17 protein-coding genes are annotated in these 16,185 nt (G+C 74.8%); 12 read left to right on the top strand and 5 right to left on the bottom strand.

The window, feature by feature from the left end; genetic code table 11:
- The first annotated feature begins 26 nt into the window (after positions 1 to 26).
- Genes SNR22_RS00405 through SNR22_RS00380 form a run of 6 tightly spaced genes read left to right on the top strand, consistent with a single transcriptional unit; the run spans position 27 to position 5,276 of the window.
- Positions 27 to 1,010 (top strand): sugar ABC transporter permease, encoded by a 984-nt coding sequence (locus tag SNR22_RS00405; protein ID WP_320064167.1) that lies wholly within the window; start codon positions 27 to 29, stop codon positions 1,008 to 1,010.
- On the top strand, positions 1,007 to 1,897 hold the full coding sequence (locus tag SNR22_RS00400; protein WP_413775563.1) for a carbohydrate ABC transporter permease: 891 nt from the start codon (positions 1,007 to 1,009) through the stop codon (positions 1,895 to 1,897). The genes SNR22_RS00405 and SNR22_RS00400 overlap by 4 nt, the downstream gene beginning before the upstream one ends.
- Before the next feature lie 4 nt (positions 1,898 to 1,901).
- Positions 1,902 to 2,513, top strand: a complete 612-nt coding sequence (locus tag SNR22_RS00395) for a hypothetical protein (RefSeq protein ID WP_320064166.1) — start codon at positions 1,902 to 1,904, stop codon at positions 2,511 to 2,513.
- Positions 2,510 to 3,583, top strand: a complete 1,074-nt coding sequence (locus SNR22_RS00390; RefSeq protein WP_320064164.1) for a PmoA family protein — start codon at positions 2,510 to 2,512, stop codon at positions 3,581 to 3,583. The genes SNR22_RS00395 and SNR22_RS00390 overlap by 4 nt, the downstream gene beginning before the upstream one ends.
- Complete coding sequence (locus tag SNR22_RS00385) at positions 3,580 to 4,650, top strand: sugar kinase (RefSeq protein WP_320064162.1); 1,071 nt, start codon at positions 3,580 to 3,582, stop codon at positions 4,648 to 4,650. The genes SNR22_RS00390 and SNR22_RS00385 overlap by 4 nt, the downstream gene beginning before the upstream one ends.
- A complete protein-coding gene (locus tag SNR22_RS00380; RefSeq protein ID WP_320064161.1) occupies positions 4,647 to 5,276 on the top strand; it encodes a bifunctional 4-hydroxy-2-oxoglutarate aldolase/2-dehydro-3-deoxy-phosphogluconate aldolase in 630 nt (209 codons plus the stop codon). The genes SNR22_RS00385 and SNR22_RS00380 overlap by 4 nt, the downstream gene beginning before the upstream one ends.
- Before the next feature lie 72 nt (positions 5,277 to 5,348).
- On the opposite strand, the gene SNR22_RS00375 is transcribed toward SNR22_RS00380, so the two are convergent.
- Complete coding sequence (locus tag SNR22_RS00375; protein WP_320064159.1) at positions 5,349 to 6,365, bottom strand: LacI family DNA-binding transcriptional regulator; 1,017 nt, start codon at positions 6,363 to 6,365, stop codon at positions 5,349 to 5,351.
- Between the two features lie 191 nt (positions 6,366 to 6,556).
- Here SNR22_RS00375 and SNR22_RS00370 point away from each other — a divergent pair, with 191 nt between their 5' ends.
- From SNR22_RS00370 to SNR22_RS00350, 5 genes are all read left to right on the top strand, one after another.
- Positions 6,557 to 7,708: a Gfo/Idh/MocA family oxidoreductase gene (locus SNR22_RS00370; protein WP_320064158.1), complete on the top strand. Its 1,152-nt coding sequence runs from the start codon at positions 6,557 to 6,559 to the stop codon at positions 7,706 to 7,708.
- On the top strand, positions 7,705 to 8,856 hold the full coding sequence (locus SNR22_RS00365; protein ID WP_320064157.1) for a dihydrodipicolinate synthase family protein: 1,152 nt from the start codon (positions 7,705 to 7,707) through the stop codon (positions 8,854 to 8,856). The genes SNR22_RS00370 and SNR22_RS00365 overlap by 4 nt, the downstream gene beginning before the upstream one ends.
- Complete coding sequence (locus SNR22_RS00360) at positions 8,853 to 9,689, top strand: sugar phosphate isomerase/epimerase family protein (RefSeq protein WP_320064156.1); 837 nt, start codon at positions 8,853 to 8,855, stop codon at positions 9,687 to 9,689. Before SNR22_RS00365 ends, SNR22_RS00360 begins: the two co-directional genes overlap by 4 nt.
- Positions 9,690 to 9,878: 189 nt before the next feature.
- A complete protein-coding gene (locus tag SNR22_RS00355) occupies positions 9,879 to 11,000 on the top strand; it encodes an FUSC family protein (RefSeq protein ID WP_320064155.1) in 1,122 nt (373 codons plus the stop codon).
- Between the two features lie 249 nt (positions 11,001 to 11,249).
- Positions 11,250 to 12,458: an MFS transporter gene (locus SNR22_RS00350; RefSeq protein WP_320064931.1), complete on the top strand. Its 1,209-nt coding sequence runs from the start codon at positions 11,250 to 11,252 to the stop codon at positions 12,456 to 12,458.
- A gap of 32 nt (positions 12,459 to 12,490) precedes the next feature.
- Here the strand turns inward: SNR22_RS00350 and SNR22_RS00345 are convergent, their stop codons facing one another.
- The 3 genes from SNR22_RS00345 to SNR22_RS00335 form a co-directional block, all read right to left on the bottom strand.
- Positions 12,491 to 12,625 (bottom strand): hypothetical protein, encoded by a 135-nt coding sequence (locus SNR22_RS00345; RefSeq protein WP_320064953.1) that lies wholly within the window; start codon positions 12,623 to 12,625, stop codon positions 12,491 to 12,493.
- Between the two features lie 177 nt (positions 12,626 to 12,802).
- Positions 12,803 to 13,165, bottom strand: coding sequence for a fluoride efflux transporter CrcB (gene crcB / locus SNR22_RS00340; RefSeq protein ID WP_320064154.1), 363 nt, complete (start codon positions 13,163 to 13,165; stop codon positions 12,803 to 12,805).
- Positions 13,162 to 13,737: a FluC/FEX family fluoride channel gene (locus tag SNR22_RS00335; RefSeq protein ID WP_413775562.1), complete on the bottom strand. Its 576-nt coding sequence runs from the start codon at positions 13,735 to 13,737 to the stop codon at positions 13,162 to 13,164. The genes crcB and SNR22_RS00335 overlap by 4 nt, the downstream gene beginning before the upstream one ends.
- Positions 13,738 to 13,942: 205 nt before the next feature.
- On the opposite strand from SNR22_RS00335, the gene SNR22_RS00330 reads away from it, so the two are divergent.
- Complete coding sequence (locus tag SNR22_RS00330) at positions 13,943 to 14,914, top strand: zinc-binding dehydrogenase (protein ID WP_320064153.1); 972 nt, start codon at positions 13,943 to 13,945, stop codon at positions 14,912 to 14,914.
- Between the two features lie 49 nt (positions 14,915 to 14,963).
- On the opposite strand, the gene SNR22_RS00325 is transcribed toward SNR22_RS00330, so the two are convergent.
- On the bottom strand, positions 14,964 to 16,112 hold the full coding sequence (locus SNR22_RS00325) for a hypothetical protein (protein ID WP_320064151.1): 1,149 nt from the start codon (positions 16,110 to 16,112) through the stop codon (positions 14,964 to 14,966).
- Positions 16,113 to 16,185: the final 73 nt, after the last annotated feature.

Below are 16,185 nucleotides of genomic sequence, written 5' to 3'. Positions count from 1 at the left end.
GCACACGTTCGGAAAGGAGTCGGCTCGTGGCACTGACCACGGCGCCCGACCCGACCCGACGCGGCACCGGATCCGCCCGCGCCCACGCACCCCGGGGCGTGGCCGGGCGGATCCGGAACAGCGAAGGTCTGGCGGGGTACGTCTTCCTCTCGCCCTGGCTCATCGGACTGATGGCCGTCACGGCGATTCCCATGCTCCTGTCGCTCTACCTGAGCTTCACCGACTACGACATCCTCACCCCCTTCTCGGAGGTCGAGTGGGTGGGGTTCGCCAACTACGAGCGGATGTTCACCGCCGACCCCTCGTACTGGCACGCGGTGCGGGTCACCCTCACCTTCGCCCTGGTGGCGGTGCCGCTGAAGCTGGCCGCCGCGCTCGGTGTGGCGCTGCTGCTCAACCGGGCCTGGCGCGGGGTCGGGCTGTTCCGCAGCCTGTTCTACCTGCCGTCGCTGCTCGGCGGCAGCGTCGCCCTGGCGATCGTCTGGGTGAACATGTTCAACCGCGACGGCGCGTTCAACTCGCTGCTGGCCGTGTTCGGCATCGAGGGCAAGCCGTGGGTCAACGACCCGGACTGGGCGCTGGAGACCCTGATGGTGCTCGCTATCTGGCAGTTCGGCGCCCCGATGGTGATCTTCCTGGCCGGGCTCAAGCAGGTGCCGACCGAGCTCTACGAGGCCGCCTCGGTCGACGGGGCCAACAGGTGGCGGCAGTTCCGCGCCGTCACCCTGCCGATGCTCTCCCCGGTGATCTTCTTCAACCTGGTGCTGGAGACGATCAACGGCTTCCAGGGCTTCACCGCGGCCTTCGTGCTCAGCAACGGCACCGGCGGCCCGGTCGACTCCACGCTCATGTACACGCTGAACCTCTACATCAAGGGCTTCACCGATCTGGAGATGGGCTACGCCTCGGCGATGGCCTGGGTCTTCCTGCTCGCCATCGGCATCATCACGGCGATCCTCTTCAGCACCGGACGGTTCTGGGTGCACTACTCCGACGGGGAGGACCGGTGACGTCGACCGCACGCCCGGCGGTGAGCCGGCCCCGCCGCCCGCGTGCCAGTGGCGGTGGCGGTCAGGCCGTACGCCTGCTCGTCCTGATCGCGATCGTGGCGGTCGTGCTCTACCCGCTGTTCTGGATGATCGGCGCCTCGGTCAAGAGCCAGGAGGAGATCGTCAGCAACATCGGCCTGCTGCCGAGGGAGTTCACCCCCGGCAACTACGTCGACGGGTGGACCAACTTCGACCTCAGCTTCGGCCGGTTCTTCCTCAACAGCGCCATGGTCAGCCTGCTGACCGTGGTCGGCAACGCGATCTCCTGCCTGCTCGCCGCGTACGCCTTCGCCCGGCTGAAGTTCCGACTGCGCGGGATGTGGTTCGCCGTCATGATCGGCACCCTGCTGCTGCCCGGGCACGTCCTGATCGTGCCGCAGTACATCCTGTTCCGCACCCTCGGCCTGGTCGGCGGCGAGTGGCCCTACCTGCCGCTGCTGATCCCGCAGTTCCTGGCCACCGAGGCGTTCTTCGTCTTCCTGATGGTGCAGTTCATGCGGGGCATCCCGCGCGAGCTGGACGAGGCCGCGAAGATCGACGGGGCCAGCGCGTTCGGCATCTTCCGGCACGTCATTCTGCCGCTGAGCCGACCCGCGCTGGTCACCACCGCGATCTTCTCGTTCATCTGGACCTGGAACGACTTCTTTCGTCAACTGGTCTTCCTGTCCAGTCTGGAGGACTACACCGTGCCGGTGGCGCTGACCCTGTTCATCGACTCGACCAGCCAGAGCGCGGTCGGCCCGATGTTCGCCATGTCGGTGCTGTCGCTGCTGCCGGTGTTCCTGTTCTTCCTCGCCTTCCAGCGGATGCTCGTCGAGGGCATCAACACCAGCGGAATCAAGGGGTGACGCCGTGAGGCAGGAGGGACCGGCCCGCCGGGACTGGCGGGACGTGGTCGCCGACGCCGCCGACCTGGCGCTGGTCGGATTCCTGCTGGTGGCGGGCGCATTGCCGGTGTTGACCGCCGGCGCCGCGCTCGCCGCCGCCAGCGCCGCCGTGCACGACCGGGTGACCAACGGTGGCTGGCCGGACCTGCGGACCACGCTGCGCCGGTACGTCCGGGCGCTGCCGGCCGGTGTGCCGGTGACCCTCACCGGGCTGGCCGGCGCGGTGCTGCTCGGGGCCGACCTGGCCGCGCTGGCCACCGGCCGGGTCCCCGGCGGGGCACCCGCCCTACTGGTCACCGGCGTGGTCGCGGCGGCCCTCGCCGGGTACGCCGGGCTGGTCGTCGTCGAGGTCGGCCGGGCCGGCGGGCGGGGCTGGCGGGCCGCGGCCCGGGCCGCCGCCCGCGCCTGCCTCGCCCGGCCGGTCGGCTGGGCGGCGGCGAGCGGGGTGTGCTGCCTGGTCGGCGTCCTGACCGCGTTGGTCATTCCGGTCGCGCTGCCGATCCTCGCCGGGTACGCCCTCGCCGCCCTGCACGCGGTCGCCCGCCGCCGCCCGGCCGTCGCCGTGGAGCCGTCGTGACCGACCACACCCCCCACACCCAAGCCGGCCAGGCCGGTACCCAGCCTGGCCTCCGGATCGGGCCCGACCCGGCCCGAGAGCCCGACCTCCGGGCCGACGATCCCGGCGAGGATCCCCGACTGCTGGTCGGCGGCGTCGAGGTGGCCCGGTACGTCGTCGCCCAGGACCTCGACGTCACGCACGGCCCCCGCCCCTACCTGCACCCGGTGCGTACCCTCGCCGGCACAGTTGTCACCGACGCGCTGCCGGAGGACCACGTGTGGCACCTCGGCGCGTCCCTGGCAGTGCAGGACGTCGACGGCACCAACCTCTGGGGCGGGCGGACCTACGTCCGCGACGCCGGCTACACCTGGCGCGACGACCATGGCCGCATCGTCCACACCCGCTGGACCGAGCGCGCCGACGACGTGCTGGAACACCGGCTCCAGTGGCGCGATCCGTCCGGCGGGGTGCTGCTCACCGAGCACCGCAGGATCGCCGCCACCCCCGTCCCCGCCACCCCCGCTATCCCCGTCCCCGCCACCCCCGGGGCGTGGCGGCTGGACCTGCGGTACGCGCTGACCGCCCCTGCCGACCGGGACGTCCCCCTCGGCAGCCCTGCCACCAACGGCCGCCCCGGCGGCGCCGGTTACGGCGGATTCTTCTGGCGGGCCGTCGCGGCCGAGCCACCGCACGTCTTCACCGCGTCGGCCGACGGCGAGGAGGCGGTGAACGGCTGCGCCGCGCCGTGGGTCGCGCTGGCCGGCACCGGGCCGGACGGCGGGGCGTACACCCTGGTCTTCACCGGGCTCGGGCCGGGCGACCGGTGGTTCGTCCGGACGACGATGTACCCGGGGGTCTGTGTGGCCTTCGCCTTCGAGGCCCCGGCCGTGGTCCCGGCCGGCGGCAGTCGGCACGGCCGGCACACCGTCACGGTCGCCGACGGGATCCTCGACCGCGACACGGCCGCCGCCCTCGCCGCCGTCGCGGAGGCGAGCGCTCCGGCCGGCCCCGACTTGCCGGCTGGCCCCGGCGCTCCGGCCGGCCCCGACCTCCCGGCTGGTACCGACTCTCCGGCGGCGCGGGCATGACCGGGCCGGCCGGACCGGAGGTGGTCACCGTCGGCGAGACGATGGTGGTGCTGTCGCCGGCCGACGTGTCGCCGCTGGAACGCGCCGATACGGTCCGGCTCGGCGTCGGCGGGGCGGAGTCCAACCTGGCGGCCGGCCTGGCCGGCCTCGGCCACTGGGTCGCCTGGGTGAGCCGGGTCGGCGACGATCCGTTCGGCCGGAGGGTGGTGCGCGAGGTCGCTGCGGCCGGCGTCGACGTCGCCCACGTCACCGTCGACCCGGGTGCTCCCACCGGTGTCTACTTCAAGGACCCCCGCCCGGAGGCGACCAGGGTGCACTACTACCGGGCGGGCTCGGCCGCGTCCCGGCTCGGCCCGGAGGCGTTGGTCGATCCGCGCCTGGCCGGTGCGCGGCTGCTGCACCTGTCCGGGGTGACCCTGGCGCTGTCGGCGTCCTGCCGGGCGTTGGTCGAGCACGCGGTCACCGACCGGCCGCTCCCCGCCGCGCTGGTCAGCTTCGACGTCAACCACCGGCCCCGGCTCTGGCCGGCAACCCGGGCCGCCGACGTGCTGCGCGATGTCGCCGACCGGGCCGACGTGGTTTTCGTCGGGCTGGACGAGGCCGAGCGGCTGTGGGGGACCGGCGATCCGGGGGCGGTGCGTCGGCTGCTGTCCCGTCCGGAGGTGGTGGTGGTCAAGGACGGTGCGGTCGGCGCCACCGCGCTGCCGCGTACCGGGCCGGCGGTGTTCGTGCCGGCGCTGCGGGTGCCGGTGGTCGAGCCGGTGGGCGCCGGGGACGCGTTCGCCGCCGGCTACCTCTCCGCCCTGTTGCGCGGCCTCGACCCCACCGCCGCGCTGCGCTGCGGCCACCTCGTCGCGGTCCGGGCCCTCGTGGTGCCCGGGGACTGCGCACCGCCGCCCCGGCGGCGGGACCTCGACCACCTCGTCGCGCTGCCCGCCGACCGCTGGGCGGCGCTCGACCTGGTCGCTGCGGGTTTGCTGGACGGCGATTCAGGGGGCGGGGTGGCCGGCCCTGGCAATTCGGGGGCCGGGGTGGCCGGCCCCGAGAGCGAAGGGAGCGGCCCGTGACGTCGCACGACTTCGGCCCGATCTTCGGCGGCGCGCGGGTCATGGTGATCCTGCGGGACCTGCCGCCGCAGGAGACGGTCCGGCTCGCGAACCGGGCCTGGGACCTCGGTATCGACGTGGTGGAGGTGCCGGTGCGCACCCCCGAGGCGATGGACGCGCTGCGAGCCGCCGTGGTGGCCGGGCGAGAACGGAACCGGATCGTCGGTGCCGGCACCGTGTTCAGCCCGGCGCGGGTGCGACAGGCGGCCAGCGCGGGCGCGGCGTTCACCGTGGCGCCCGGGCTCGACCTGGCGGTGGCCGACGCCGCGTTGAGCTACGGGATTCCCCACCTGCCCGGGGTGGCCACCCCGACCGAGGCCCAGCGGGCCCGCGACCACGGGCTGATCTGGCTCAAGGCGTTCCCGGCGGTGAGTCTCGGGCCGCGGTGGTTCACGGCCGTCGTAGGGCCCCTGCCGGAGCTGCGTTTCGTCGCCACCGGCGGGATCGACGCGGGCAACGCCGCCGACTTCCTGGCCGCCGGGGTCAAGGTGGTAGCGGTCGGGTCCGCCCTGTCCGATCCCACCCAGATCGACCGCCTCGCCGAGCTGGCCAGGGGCGGCCGGGACACCGCCACCAGCAGGACCTGACCCGGTCTCGGCCCGGCTCGGGTGAGGGTGAGGGTGAGGGTGAGGCGGTGGACGTGGGGCGGAGGCCGTGGTTCAGGCCGAGGCGCGGCCGGTGCTGTCCCGGGAGACCAGCTCCGCCGGCAGTGTCTCGACGCGGGGGCGTCCGTCGGCCGGGTCGAGGGCCAGGCTCATCGCCCGGACCCCCAGCTCGACCAGGGGGAGCCGCACCGTGGTGAGTGCCGGGGTGACGTCGGCGGCGATCGGCATGTCGTCGAAGCCGACGACGGAGACGTCCCGGGGCACCAGGATGCCGCGCGAGCGCAGCAGGGCGAGGGCGCCGACCGCCATCGAGTCGTTGAGCGCCACGACGGCGGTGAGACCGGGGGACGCCTCCAGCAGGTCGGCCGTGGCCCTGGCCCCACCGTCGCGGCTGAAGTCGGCGTAGCGGACCCGCTCCTCGGGCAGCTCCCGGCCCTCCCCGGCCAGCGCCCGGCGCAGCCCCGTCAGCCGGTCGGTGATGGTGGTCAGGACGCGCGGCCCGGCGACCACCCCGATCTCCCGGTGCCCGAGCCGCAGCAGCTCCCGGCCGATCAGCTCGCCACCGGCCGCGTTCGCCGGCATCACCGCGTCACCGAAGTGGTCGTGCCGGCCGATCACCGCGACCCGCCCGCCCGTCGCCTCGTACGCGGCGAGCTTCTCGTTGAGCAGGGTGGTGAAGGCGGCGTCGTGGTAGCCCGAGCCGGCCAGCACGATCGCGGCGACCTGCTGGGCGCGCAGCAGCTCCACGTATTCCAGCTCGCGGACCGGGTCCCGGTAGCTGTTGCAGATGATCAGCAACCGGCCCCGCTGGGTGGCGACCCGTTGCAGCCCCCGGGTCACCTCGGCGAAGTACGGGTCGGAGACGTCGTGCACGATGACGCCGACCACGCTGCGCTGCGGCCTCGCCAGCAGTTGGGCGTGGGCGTTCGGGACGTACCGCAGGTCGGCGACGGCGCGCAGCACGCGGTCGCGCAGCTCCTCGGCGACCGGCTTGCTGCTGCCGTTGATCACCCGCGACGCGGTGGCGGGGGAGACCCCCGCCCGCCGTGCGACATCGGCCAGCGTCGCCATCCGCCGCCCCCTGATGGTTCTCCCGCGCGGTCCCGCCCCGCGCGGTCGGGCACAGGTTACCGCAGTCGCACCGGAAAGCCCTTGCCCGGCGGGCGGCCGGCCCCTACGCTCCCAGGAAAGCGCTTGCCTCGCGCGCCGGTCATCCCTGCCCGCCGGGCGGGCGCCGGCTGCCCGAGGAGAGGGAAGAGCACATGAGCCGCAGGCCGATCGGCATCATCGTCAACGGCGTCACCGGCCGGATGGGCTACCGTCAGCACCTCGTCCGTTCGCTGCTCGCCATCCGGGAGCAGGGCGGGGTGCCGTTGGCCGACGGCACCCGGATCTGGCCCGAGCTGATCCTGGTCGGACGCAACGAGCACCGGCTCCGCGACATCGCCGAGCGGCACGGGCTGACCGACTGGACCACCGACCTGACCGCCGCGCTGGCCCGCGACGACGTCGAGGTCTACTTCGACGCCCAGCTCACCCAGCAGCGGGAGAAGGCCGTCCGACAGGCGATCGACGCCGGCATGCACATCTACACCGAGAAGCCCCTCGCCGAGGCCAGCGCCGCCGCGGTGGAGCTGGCCCGGGCCGCCGACGCCGCGGGCGTACGCACCGGGGTGGTGCAGGACAAGCTCTTCCTGCCCGGCCTGCGCAAGCTCAAGCGACTGCTCGACGGCGGCTTCTTCGGCCGGATCCTCTCCGTGCGGGGCGAGTTCGGCTACTGGGTCTTCGAGGGCGACTGGCAGCCGGCCCAGCGCCCGTCCTGGAACTACCGCGCCGAGGACGGCGGCGGCATCGTGATGGACATGTTCCCGCACTGGCACTACCTGCTGGAGGAGCTCTTCGCCCCGGTCCGTGCGGTCACCTGCGTCACCGCCACCCACATTCCACGCCGCGTCGACGAGGCGGGCCGCCCCTATCCGGCCACCGCCGACGACGCCGCGTACGGCATCTTCGAACTCGACGGCGGGATCATCGCCCAGCTCAACTCCTCCTGGGTCGTCCGCGTCAACCGGGACGAACTGGTCGAGTTCCAGGTCGACGGCACCGAGGGCAGCGCGGTCGCCGGGCTGCGCACCTGCCGCGTCCAGCACCGGTCGGTCACCCCGAAGCCGGTCTGGAACCCGGATCTGCCCTCGGGCGAGAACTTCCGGTCCCAGTGGACCGAGGTGCCCGACAACGACGAGTTCGACAACGGCTTCAAGGTCCAGTGGGAGGCGTTCCTGCGGCACGTGGTGGCCGACGAGCCGTTCCCGTGGGACTTCCTGGCCGGCGCGCGCGGCGTGCAGCTCGCCGAGCTGGGCCTGCGCTCCGCCCGCGAGCACTGCCGCGTCGAGATACCGGAGCTGCCCCGATGACCGCCGAGGTCACCCTCCCCGACGGCACCCGGCACCGGCTCTCCGGCGCCGGCGGCTTTCCCCGCCCCGCCGCCCCGGCGACCTCCCGCATCGCGTACGCCGCCGCGCACGTCGTCGCCGACCCACGCGCCGAGAACGTCCCCGGGGCCCCGGCCGCCGTCGACTGGGAGCGCACCCTGGCCTTCCGTCACCACCTGTGGTCGTACGGGCTGGGGGTGGCCGAGGCGATGGACACCGCGCAGCGCGGGATGGGCCTGGACCACCCGGCCACCCGGGAACTGATCCGGCGCAGCGCTGCCGAGGCCCGGTCGGCCGGCGGGCGGATCGTCACCGGGGTCGCCACCGACCAGCTCCCCGCCGGCCCGGCGAGCCTCGAGCAGATCCGCGACGCGTACGCCGAGCAGCTCGCCGAGGTTCTGGCCGTCGGGGCCCGGCCGGTGCTGATGTGCAGCCGGCACCTGGCCGCCGCCGCCCGGGGCCCGGAGGACTACCAGCGGGTGTACGCGTACCTGCTGGCCGCCACCGACCAGCCGGTGGTGCTGCACTGGCTCGGCGAGATGTTCGACCCGGCGCTGACCGGTTACTGGGGATCGTCCGACCTGGACCTTGCCGCCGACGCCGTGCTGGAGCTGGTGAAGGAGCACGCGGAGAAGGTGGACGGGATCAAGGTGTCGCTGCTCGACGCCGACCGGGAGGTCGCCCTGCGCCGCCGGCTGCCCGCCGGGGTGCGCCTCTACACCGGCGACGACTTCCATTACCCGGAGTTGATCCGTGGCGACGAGGTCGGGCACTCCGACGCCCTGCTCGGGGTCTTCGCCGCGATCGCCCCGGCCGCCGCCGCCGCGCTGGCCGCCCTCGACGCCGGCGACCTCGCGACGTACGACGAGGTCTTCGCGCCGACGGTGCCGCTGGCCCGGCACCTCTTCGCGGCCCCGACCTGGCACTACAAGACCGGCATCGTCTTCCTCGCCTGGCTGACCGGCCACCAGGAGCACTTCACCATGGTCGGCGGTCAGCAGGCCGGCCGGTCGCCGGCGCACCTGGCCCGGCTGCTCACCCTCGCCGACGCCGCCGGGCTGCTGCCCGACGCCGAGCTGGCCGCCGCCCGGGCCCGCGCGTATTTCACCGTCGCCGGGGTGGCCCAGTGACCGCCGTGCGGGAGCCGGCGGTGGCCGCCGGCCGCCTCGCCCGGTTCTCGTTCAACCAGGCCACCGCCACCGGGTGGCCGCTGGAGGAACTGGTCGCCGGCTGCGTGGCCGGCGGAATCCCGGGCATCGGGCTGTGGCGGGAGCCGGTCCAGGAGTACGGCCTCGACCGGGCGGCCCGGCTGGTCCGGGACGCCGGGCTGACGGTCACCTCGCTCTGCCGGGGCGGGTTCTTCACCACGGACGGCTGGCGCGAGGCGAACCTGCGGGCGATCGAGGAGGCCGCCACCCTCGGCACCGGTGAGCTGGTGCTGGTCTCCGGCGGGCTGCCGGCCGGCAGCCGGGACGTCGACGGCGCCCGCGAGCGGGTCGCCGACGCCATCGCCGAGCTGGCCCCGCACGCCACGGCGGCCGGGGTGCGGTTGGCCATCGAGCCGCTGCACCCGATGTTCTGCGCCGACCGGTGCGTCATCTCCACCCTGGGTCAGGCCCTCGACATCGCCGAGCGCTTCGACCCGGGCACCGTCGGGGTGGTCGTCGACACGTACCACCTCTGGTGGGACGACACCGTGTACCGGCAGATCGCCCGCGCGGGCGACCGGATCGCCGCGTTCCAGGTGGCGGACTGGGTCACGCCGCTGCCCGAGGGAGTGCTGCTCGGTCGGGCCCTGCCGGGGGAGGGGTGCATCGACCTGCGCCGGTTCCGCGACGCGGTCGACGACGCCGGCTACCGGGGCGCGATCGAGGTGGAGGTTTTCCACGCCGACCTGTGGTCCCGGCCTGGCCCCGACATCCTCGCCGCCGCGATCACGGCCTACCTTGCCCACGTCGCCTGACCCGCCGGCGCGGCGCGACGGCCCAGGGTGGCGGGGTGATCGAGATCGCCGGCGTGCTGCTCGTCGACCGGGCTGACGCCTGACGCCGCCCGGCGATCCTTCGGCACCCAGCAGGTACCGGAAATGAATCGGACAAAGCACTACTATTGGTGTGGAACGCGCGCCCGCCAGGCGGTGGAGGAGGCGGCGATGGTCCGATGGGGCTGGTTCCGGCAGGCGGCCGGTCGGCTGCGGCGGAGCTGGACGGTGGTGGTGGAGGGCACCCTGGCGGCCACCGTGTCCTGGCTGCTGGCCACCTGGCTGCTGGGGCACTCGCGGCCGTTCTTCGCCCCAGCCGCCGCGCTGATCGTCCTCGGTCAGGCCCGGGGACACCGGACGCGCCGGGCGTTGGAGGTGTTGTTCGGTGTCGCCGCCGGGGTGTTCGTCGCCGACGTGCTGGTGCAGGCCCTCGGCCCCGGCAGAAGCTGGACGATCTTCATCGTCATCCTGATCACCTTCGTGCTGGCCGTGGCGTTCGGCGCGGGCAGCGTCACCGTGCAGCAGGCCGCCGTCTCGGCCCTCTACGTGGTGGTGGTCTCCCCGCCCACCGAGTCGCTGGTGCCGTTCCGATTCGTCGACGCGCTGATCGGCGGTGTGGTAGCCCTCGTCGTCAGTCAGATCGTCGGTGCCCGCCATCCGCTCGTCCCGTTGGCCGCTGAGTTCCGGCGGATCTTCGGCGACCTCGCCGGGCTGCTCGGCGAGGTCGCCGCCGCGCTCGAGGCCCACGACGAGGCCGCCGCCCGGGCCACCCTCGACCGGGCTCGGGGGATGGACGCGGGGGTGCAGCGGCTGCGCGCCGGGGTGCGCGCCGCCGGCGAGGCGTTGACCCTGCGGGTGCGCCGCCGATCGAGCATCAACCGGCTGCACTCGGTCGACGCGTCCATCGGGCAGATCGACAGCGTCGTACGCAACGTGCGGGCTCTGGCCCGGGCCGGGGTGATCCTCACCCGACTGCCCAGTCCCGCACCGGATGGCCTCGGCGCCGCGATCCGCTCCATGGCCGAGGCGGTGCACGCCGCCGGGGAGGCGTTGGCCGCCGACCTGGATGGCCGCAAGAACACCGCCGACGGGCACGCAGCCCGCGCCGAGACCGCCGCGCTGGAGGCGGTCCGGGGCGCCGGCCGGCTGCCCACCCCGGGCGGTACCGTGCCGCTGGCGATGATCGTCGGGCATCTGCGGACCACCGCCGTCGACCTGCTGCGCGGGATCGGGGTGGACGACGACGCCGCCCTCGGCCGGATCGATGAGGCGCTCGGCCTCCCGGCGGTGTGAACCCCCGGCGTCGACCCGGGTGGCTCGCGCCGGTTCCCGGTGCGGCGGAACGGTCCGTTCCCTGGTCCTCGCCGCCAGCCTGCCCGCCGCCTACGGCCGGTCCACCGGTTCGGCTGCTGGGTAAGGGGCAGGGCCGGTGGTAGGTGCTGTCGGATCGGGGTGTCCAATGGGGCGGACAACGTCGCCCGCCGGAGAGGAAGCCACCCCGTGAGCAGGACCGCCGACGCCCCGACCGACGACCGGGGAAAGATGCCGGCCGGCGTACCGCGCGCGGTCTTGGCCGCCCGCAACGGCGTGGCGGTCGTGTTCGCCCTCAACGGCCTGGCGGTTGCGTCCTGGTTCTCCCGGGTGCCGGCGGTCCGCGAGGCGCTGGACCTCAGCGCCGGTCGCCTCGGGCTGTTGCTGCTCGCCATGTCCGTCGGCGCGCTGCTGGCGATGCCGACCGCGGGACTGGTCACCCAGCGCCTCGGCGCGGCCCGCACGGTGGCGTTCACCGTCCTGCTGGTGGCGGGCGGCATGACGGTGGCCGGGCTGTCCGCCGGGCTTGCCGGGTCCCTGCCCGGCGTCGCCGTCGGCCTGTTCCTGTTCGGCTACGGCTCCGGTTCCTGCGACGTGGCGATGAACATCGAGGGGACGGCCGTCGAGCGGCGGCTGGGTCGGACGATCCTGCCCCGGTTCCACGCCGCGTGGAGCCTCGGCTCGGTGGCCGGCGCCGGACTCGGCGCGGCGGCGGCCCGGTTCGGGGTGCCGATCGCCGCGCACCTGACCGTGCTGGCGGCGGTCGTGCTCGCCGGCACGCTGCTCGGGGCCCGGTCCTTCCTGGCGGCCGGCGGGGCCGAACCGGGAACCGCCCACGACGCCGCCGCCGCGCGTCGCGGCTCGCTGCTCGCCGCCTGGCGGGAGCCGCGCACCCTGCTCATCGGCCTGTTGGTGCTGGTGATGGCGTTCACCGAGGGCAGTGCCAACGACTGGCTCGCGGTGGCGTTCGTCGACGGGTACGGGCTGAGCGAGGCCGCCGGCGCCGCCGTCTTCGGCGTCTTCGTGGTCGGCATGACCGTCGGCCGCACCGCCGGCACGGTGGCGCTGGACCGCTGGGGCCGGGTGCCGGTGCTGCTCGCCACAATCCTGTGCGCCGGCCTCGGCGCCGCTCTCGCGGTGCTGGCCGGTTCCGGGCCGGTCGCGATCGCCGGGGTCGCGCTGTGGGGGCTCGGCGCGTCGCTCGGCTTCCCGGTGGGGCTGAGCGCCGCCGCGGACGACGAGGACCACGCGCCGGCCCGGGTCAGCGTCGTCGGGGTGATCGGCTACACCGCGTTCCTCGGCGGCCCGCCGCTGCTCGGCCTGCTCGGCGACCACGTCGGCACGCTGCGCGCCCTGATCGTGGTGCCGCTCCTGCTGCTGCCCGCCCTTGCCCTGGTCCCGGTGACCCGACCGTTGGCCGGTTCCCGACCGGTTCGGTGACGGCCTGGCGGACCCCGCGCCGCCACCGCCGGTCACCGGGTGAGCGTGCGGCCGGCGCTCACCGTGGTCAGCTTCTTTTCACCCGGCACCCAGTAGGTGGCGATCGCCCACGACGGCGAGTGGATCCGGCGGCGGACCGGGTCGCTGCGAAGATTGCCCCACGGCACGCGGTGCCGCTCTACGAGGCGGCGCGCACCGGATATCCGGAACGGATGCGGGTCTGGAGTCGGGCCCACCCCGAGCGTCGGGCGCGCTGATCCCGATCCGGCCCGGTGGGCCGGTACCGCCCGCCGCGGGCCCCGGGTCGCTCGACCCCGGGTCGTGGCGCCACGTTCTCCCGCGGGTCACCCGGTCAGCGCGCGGGTCACCGCGTAGCCGAGCGACGCCGCGGCCAGCCCGGCGGCCACGCTGGTCAGCGTGTTGGCCAGGGCGGGCCACCGGGACCCGTCGCGGGCCAGCCGCAGCGTCTCGTAGCCGAAGGTCGAGTAGGTGGTGAGCGCGCCGCAGAAGCCGGTGCCGAGCAGCGCGGAGAGGGCCGGCCCGACCGGCGCGGCGACCAGGGCGCCGAGCAGCAGTGAGCCGAGCACGTTCACGGTCAGGGTGCCCCACGGGAACGACGAGCCGTACCGGGACTGCACGGCCCGGTCGGTGAGGTAGCGCAGCGGCGCCCCGACGGCCGCGCCGAGGGCGATCAGCAGGACCGTCACCGGGCCTCCCGATCCTCGTCGGCCCGGCCGGTCGGGGCCGACCCGTCCGTCGCCCGCAAACCGCTCGCGCCCGGCGGGCCGCCGCCCGCCACCACCGGGGAGGCGGGGGCCGTGCGGCGCAGGAACCGGCCGGCGGCGGCGTCGCCGAGCCACACCGCGATCAGCGCACCCACCAGGGTGGCGGCCAGGTACGTCAGCGCGGTGCCGGCCGCCCCGGCCGCCACCGCCAGTCGCACGTCGACCGCGTACGTGGAGAAGGTGGTGAAACCGCCCAGCACGCCGACGCCGAGGAAGGGCCGGGTGAGCGGCCGGGCCCGCCCGGCGGTGACCACCGCCATCAGCGCCCCGATCAGCAGGCATCCGGTCACGTTGACGGCGAACGTCGCCCACGGGAAGCCGGTGGGCCGGTGTGGGAAGGCGGCCTGGAGCCCCGCGCGGGCCAGCGCGCCGAGGACGCCCCCGGCCGCGATCACGCCGAGCACCGCCGCCGGGTGCGACCGCAGTTCGCCCCGGTCCCCGGGTACGCGCAGGTCGGCATCGGGGTCGACCCGGTGCGGGTCCGCTCCGGTCACCTCGTCCTCCCAGCAGCACGGCCGCCATCGGCGGGGACCGGACGGGGCGACTCGCGGCGCCACGGCGCTGCTCCTGTCGTGCCTCCGCCGGCCGGATGTTACCGCCGAAAGGCCCGTGACCCACGTCGTTCCCGCCGCCGGTTGACCTCAACGCCGCTTCATGTCCGAGTCTGGGCGGTGAGGGCGAGCCACATGGAGGTATGGCATGAGAGTGATCGAGGTGACCCGGTTCGGTGGACCGGAGGTGCTGGCGCTGACCGAGGTGCCGGACCCGTCGCCGGGCCCGGGCGAGGCGGTAATCGAGGTGGCCTATGCGAACGTGCTGTGGATCGACACGGCGATCCGTGCGGGCCGGGCCGGGACGTGGTTCCCGGACCGGCCTCCGTACCGGCCCGGTTCGGGGGTGGCCGGGACGGTCGCCATGGTGGGCGCCGGCGTCGATCCTGCCTGGGCCGGCCGGCGGGTGGTCACCCGGACCGGGCCGGGGGGCGGTTACCTGGACCGGGCACTGGTGCCGGTCGACGACCTCTTCGCCGTGCCCCCGACGGTGTCGCTGCGGGACGCTGCCGCCCTGTTGACCGACGGACTCACCGCGTTCGCCGTGCTCGACCTGGTCGGCGGCGTCCGGGCCGGCGATCGGGTGCTGATCACTGCCGCCGCCGGCGGATCGGGCGCGCTGTTGCTCCAGGCGGCACACGCCGCAGGCGCCCGGGTGGTCGGGGCGGCGCGCGGCGCGACCAAGCGGGACGCGCTGCGCAGGTTCGGCGCCGAGGAGATCGTGGACTACTCGGCCCCGGACTGGACCGAACGAGTACGCACCGTCCTCGGCGGCGTTGACATCCTCCTCGACGGCGCCGGCGGGGCGTACGGCCGGGCGGCGTTCGACCTGGTCGTGTCCGGCGGCCGGACGTGCGCGTACGGCGCTCCGGCCGGTGGTTTCGCCGTGCCGGACCCCGCGTCGGCCCTTGCCAGGGGCGTGGCGGTCAGCGGCATCGGGGACCTGCGGGCCCTCACGGCGCAGGCCCGACGACGCCACCTGCTGGCAGCACTGGACGCCGTCGCGGCCGGCCGGGTGGCGCCGCTGGTGGGGCAGACGTTCCCGCTCGACCGCGCCGCCGACGCGCACCGGGCCATCGAGGACCGGGAGACGGTCGGCAAGACGCTGCTGTCCGGCTGACCCGGACGGCCCCGGGCCAGCCGGGTCAGACGCCCCGGCCAGCCGCCGGTCAGCGGCCCGGGTCGGCCCGGGCCGGCGGGACGGGGTCGGCGACCACCGGGGCCGCACTGGCCGGCCCGGCCGGGGCCGGGATCCGGACCGGGACGGCCGGGGGTGGTGTCGGGGCGGGGCGGGCGGCCAGGCCGCCGAGCAGGGCGCCCAGGAGCGCGGCGAGGGTGACGACGCCGGTGGTCACCTCTGGCGTCCAGCGGATTCCGGCGGCCAGCGCGAGGCCCGCCAGGTGCCCGGCGACCACCAGCCCGGCGAGCAGGGCGCCGGCGACCGGCAGCCGCAGCACGGCGTCCCGCCCACGGATCGCGTCCAGCCGCAGCAGCAGCACGTCGGCGAGGCCGGCGCCGCAGACCGCCGCGAGGGCGGCCCACACCTGCGGCGTCGGGAACTCGTGCATCACCATGTCGAACAGCGCCACCCCGGCGACCAGGGCGGCACCCGCCCCCGGGGTCGCCCGCCTTCGGTGCACGAGCAGGAACGGCCCGACCAGCACCAGCGCGGTGATCAGGTACGCGTCGACGCCGAGGACCGCCGTCTGCTGCATCCCGGCGGCGCCGATCGCGCGGGTCGGCGCCAGGGTGAGAAACGCCGACGCGTAGGTGAGCAGGATCGACGGTGCCATCACGCCCAGGGCCAGCGACGCCACCCCCGTCGCCGATCGTCCCCCGCGTTCCCCGCTGGCCCACCAGGACCGCAGCGGGCTGGTCAGCAGCAGCACCGCCGACGCGTCCAGCAGCAGGTGGCTCGGGCTGAACTCGGCGTCCAGGCCCACCTCGACCCCGATGATCTCGTGCCAGGCCAGGTCGGCCAGGCCGGCGAGCAGGAAGGCCACCGCGCCGATCGCCCCGACCCGGTAACCGGCCGGGAAGGCGTCGCGCCACCACCGGGGCGCCACGTCGCGCCGCTGGTACGCCAGCCAGAACGTCCACGCCGCGGTGGCGGTGAAGCCCGCGTAGAGCAGGCCGTGCCACGGGGTGAAAAACCCCTCGATGGTCTCGACGATGTTGCTGTGCGCCCAACCGTCGGACATCGCCCCGGCCACCAGACACGCGCCGAGTACGACGGTGACCAGGTCCTCCCGGCGGGTGGCCGGCGGCACCCGGGGGGAGCGCGGGGGTGCCTCCCGGTGAACTTCGCTGCTTGTCATCGGTGGTCCTCCTGGGGGCTGGCAACTGCGCGTCATTGTGCAACCGCACCGCGTGATGAGGTGGGACCGGCGG

Origin of the sequence: Micromonospora sp. RTGN7 (genome assembly GCF_033804645.1) — a bacterium.
Classification (GTDB): Bacteria; Actinomycetota; Actinomycetes; order Mycobacteriales; family Micromonosporaceae; genus Micromonospora.
This window is presented reverse-complemented; position numbering and strand designations above follow the sequence as displayed.

What these genes read in the sequence shown, in the direction of transcription:
- SNR22_RS00325 (WP_320064151.1), bottom strand. Translation starts at nt 16,112, where the DNA reads ATGACAAGCAGCGAAGTTCACCGGGAGGCACCCCCGCGCTCCCCCCGG.
- SNR22_RS00385 (WP_320064162.1), top strand. Translation starts at nt 3,580, where the DNA reads ATGACCGGGCCGGCCGGACCGGAGGTGGTCACCGTCGGCGAGACGATG.
- SNR22_RS00330 (WP_320064153.1), top strand. Translation starts at nt 13,943, where the DNA reads ATGAGAGTGATCGAGGTGACCCGGTTCGGTGGACCGGAGGTGCTGGCG.
- SNR22_RS00375 (WP_320064159.1), bottom strand. Translation starts at nt 6,365, where the DNA reads ATGGCGACGCTGGCCGATGTCGCACGGCGGGCGGGGGTCTCCCCCGCC.
- SNR22_RS00350 (WP_320064931.1), top strand. Translation starts at nt 11,250, where the DNA reads ATGCCGGCCGGCGTACCGCGCGCGGTCTTGGCCGCCCGCAACGGCGTG.
- SNR22_RS00370 (WP_320064158.1), top strand. Translation starts at nt 6,557, where the DNA reads ATGAGCCGCAGGCCGATCGGCATCATCGTCAACGGCGTCACCGGCCGG.
- SNR22_RS00365 (WP_320064157.1), top strand. Translation starts at nt 7,705, where the DNA reads ATGACCGCCGAGGTCACCCTCCCCGACGGCACCCGGCACCGGCTCTCC.
- SNR22_RS00355 (WP_320064155.1), top strand. Translation starts at nt 9,879, where the DNA reads ATGGTCCGATGGGGCTGGTTCCGGCAGGCGGCCGGTCGGCTGCGGCGG.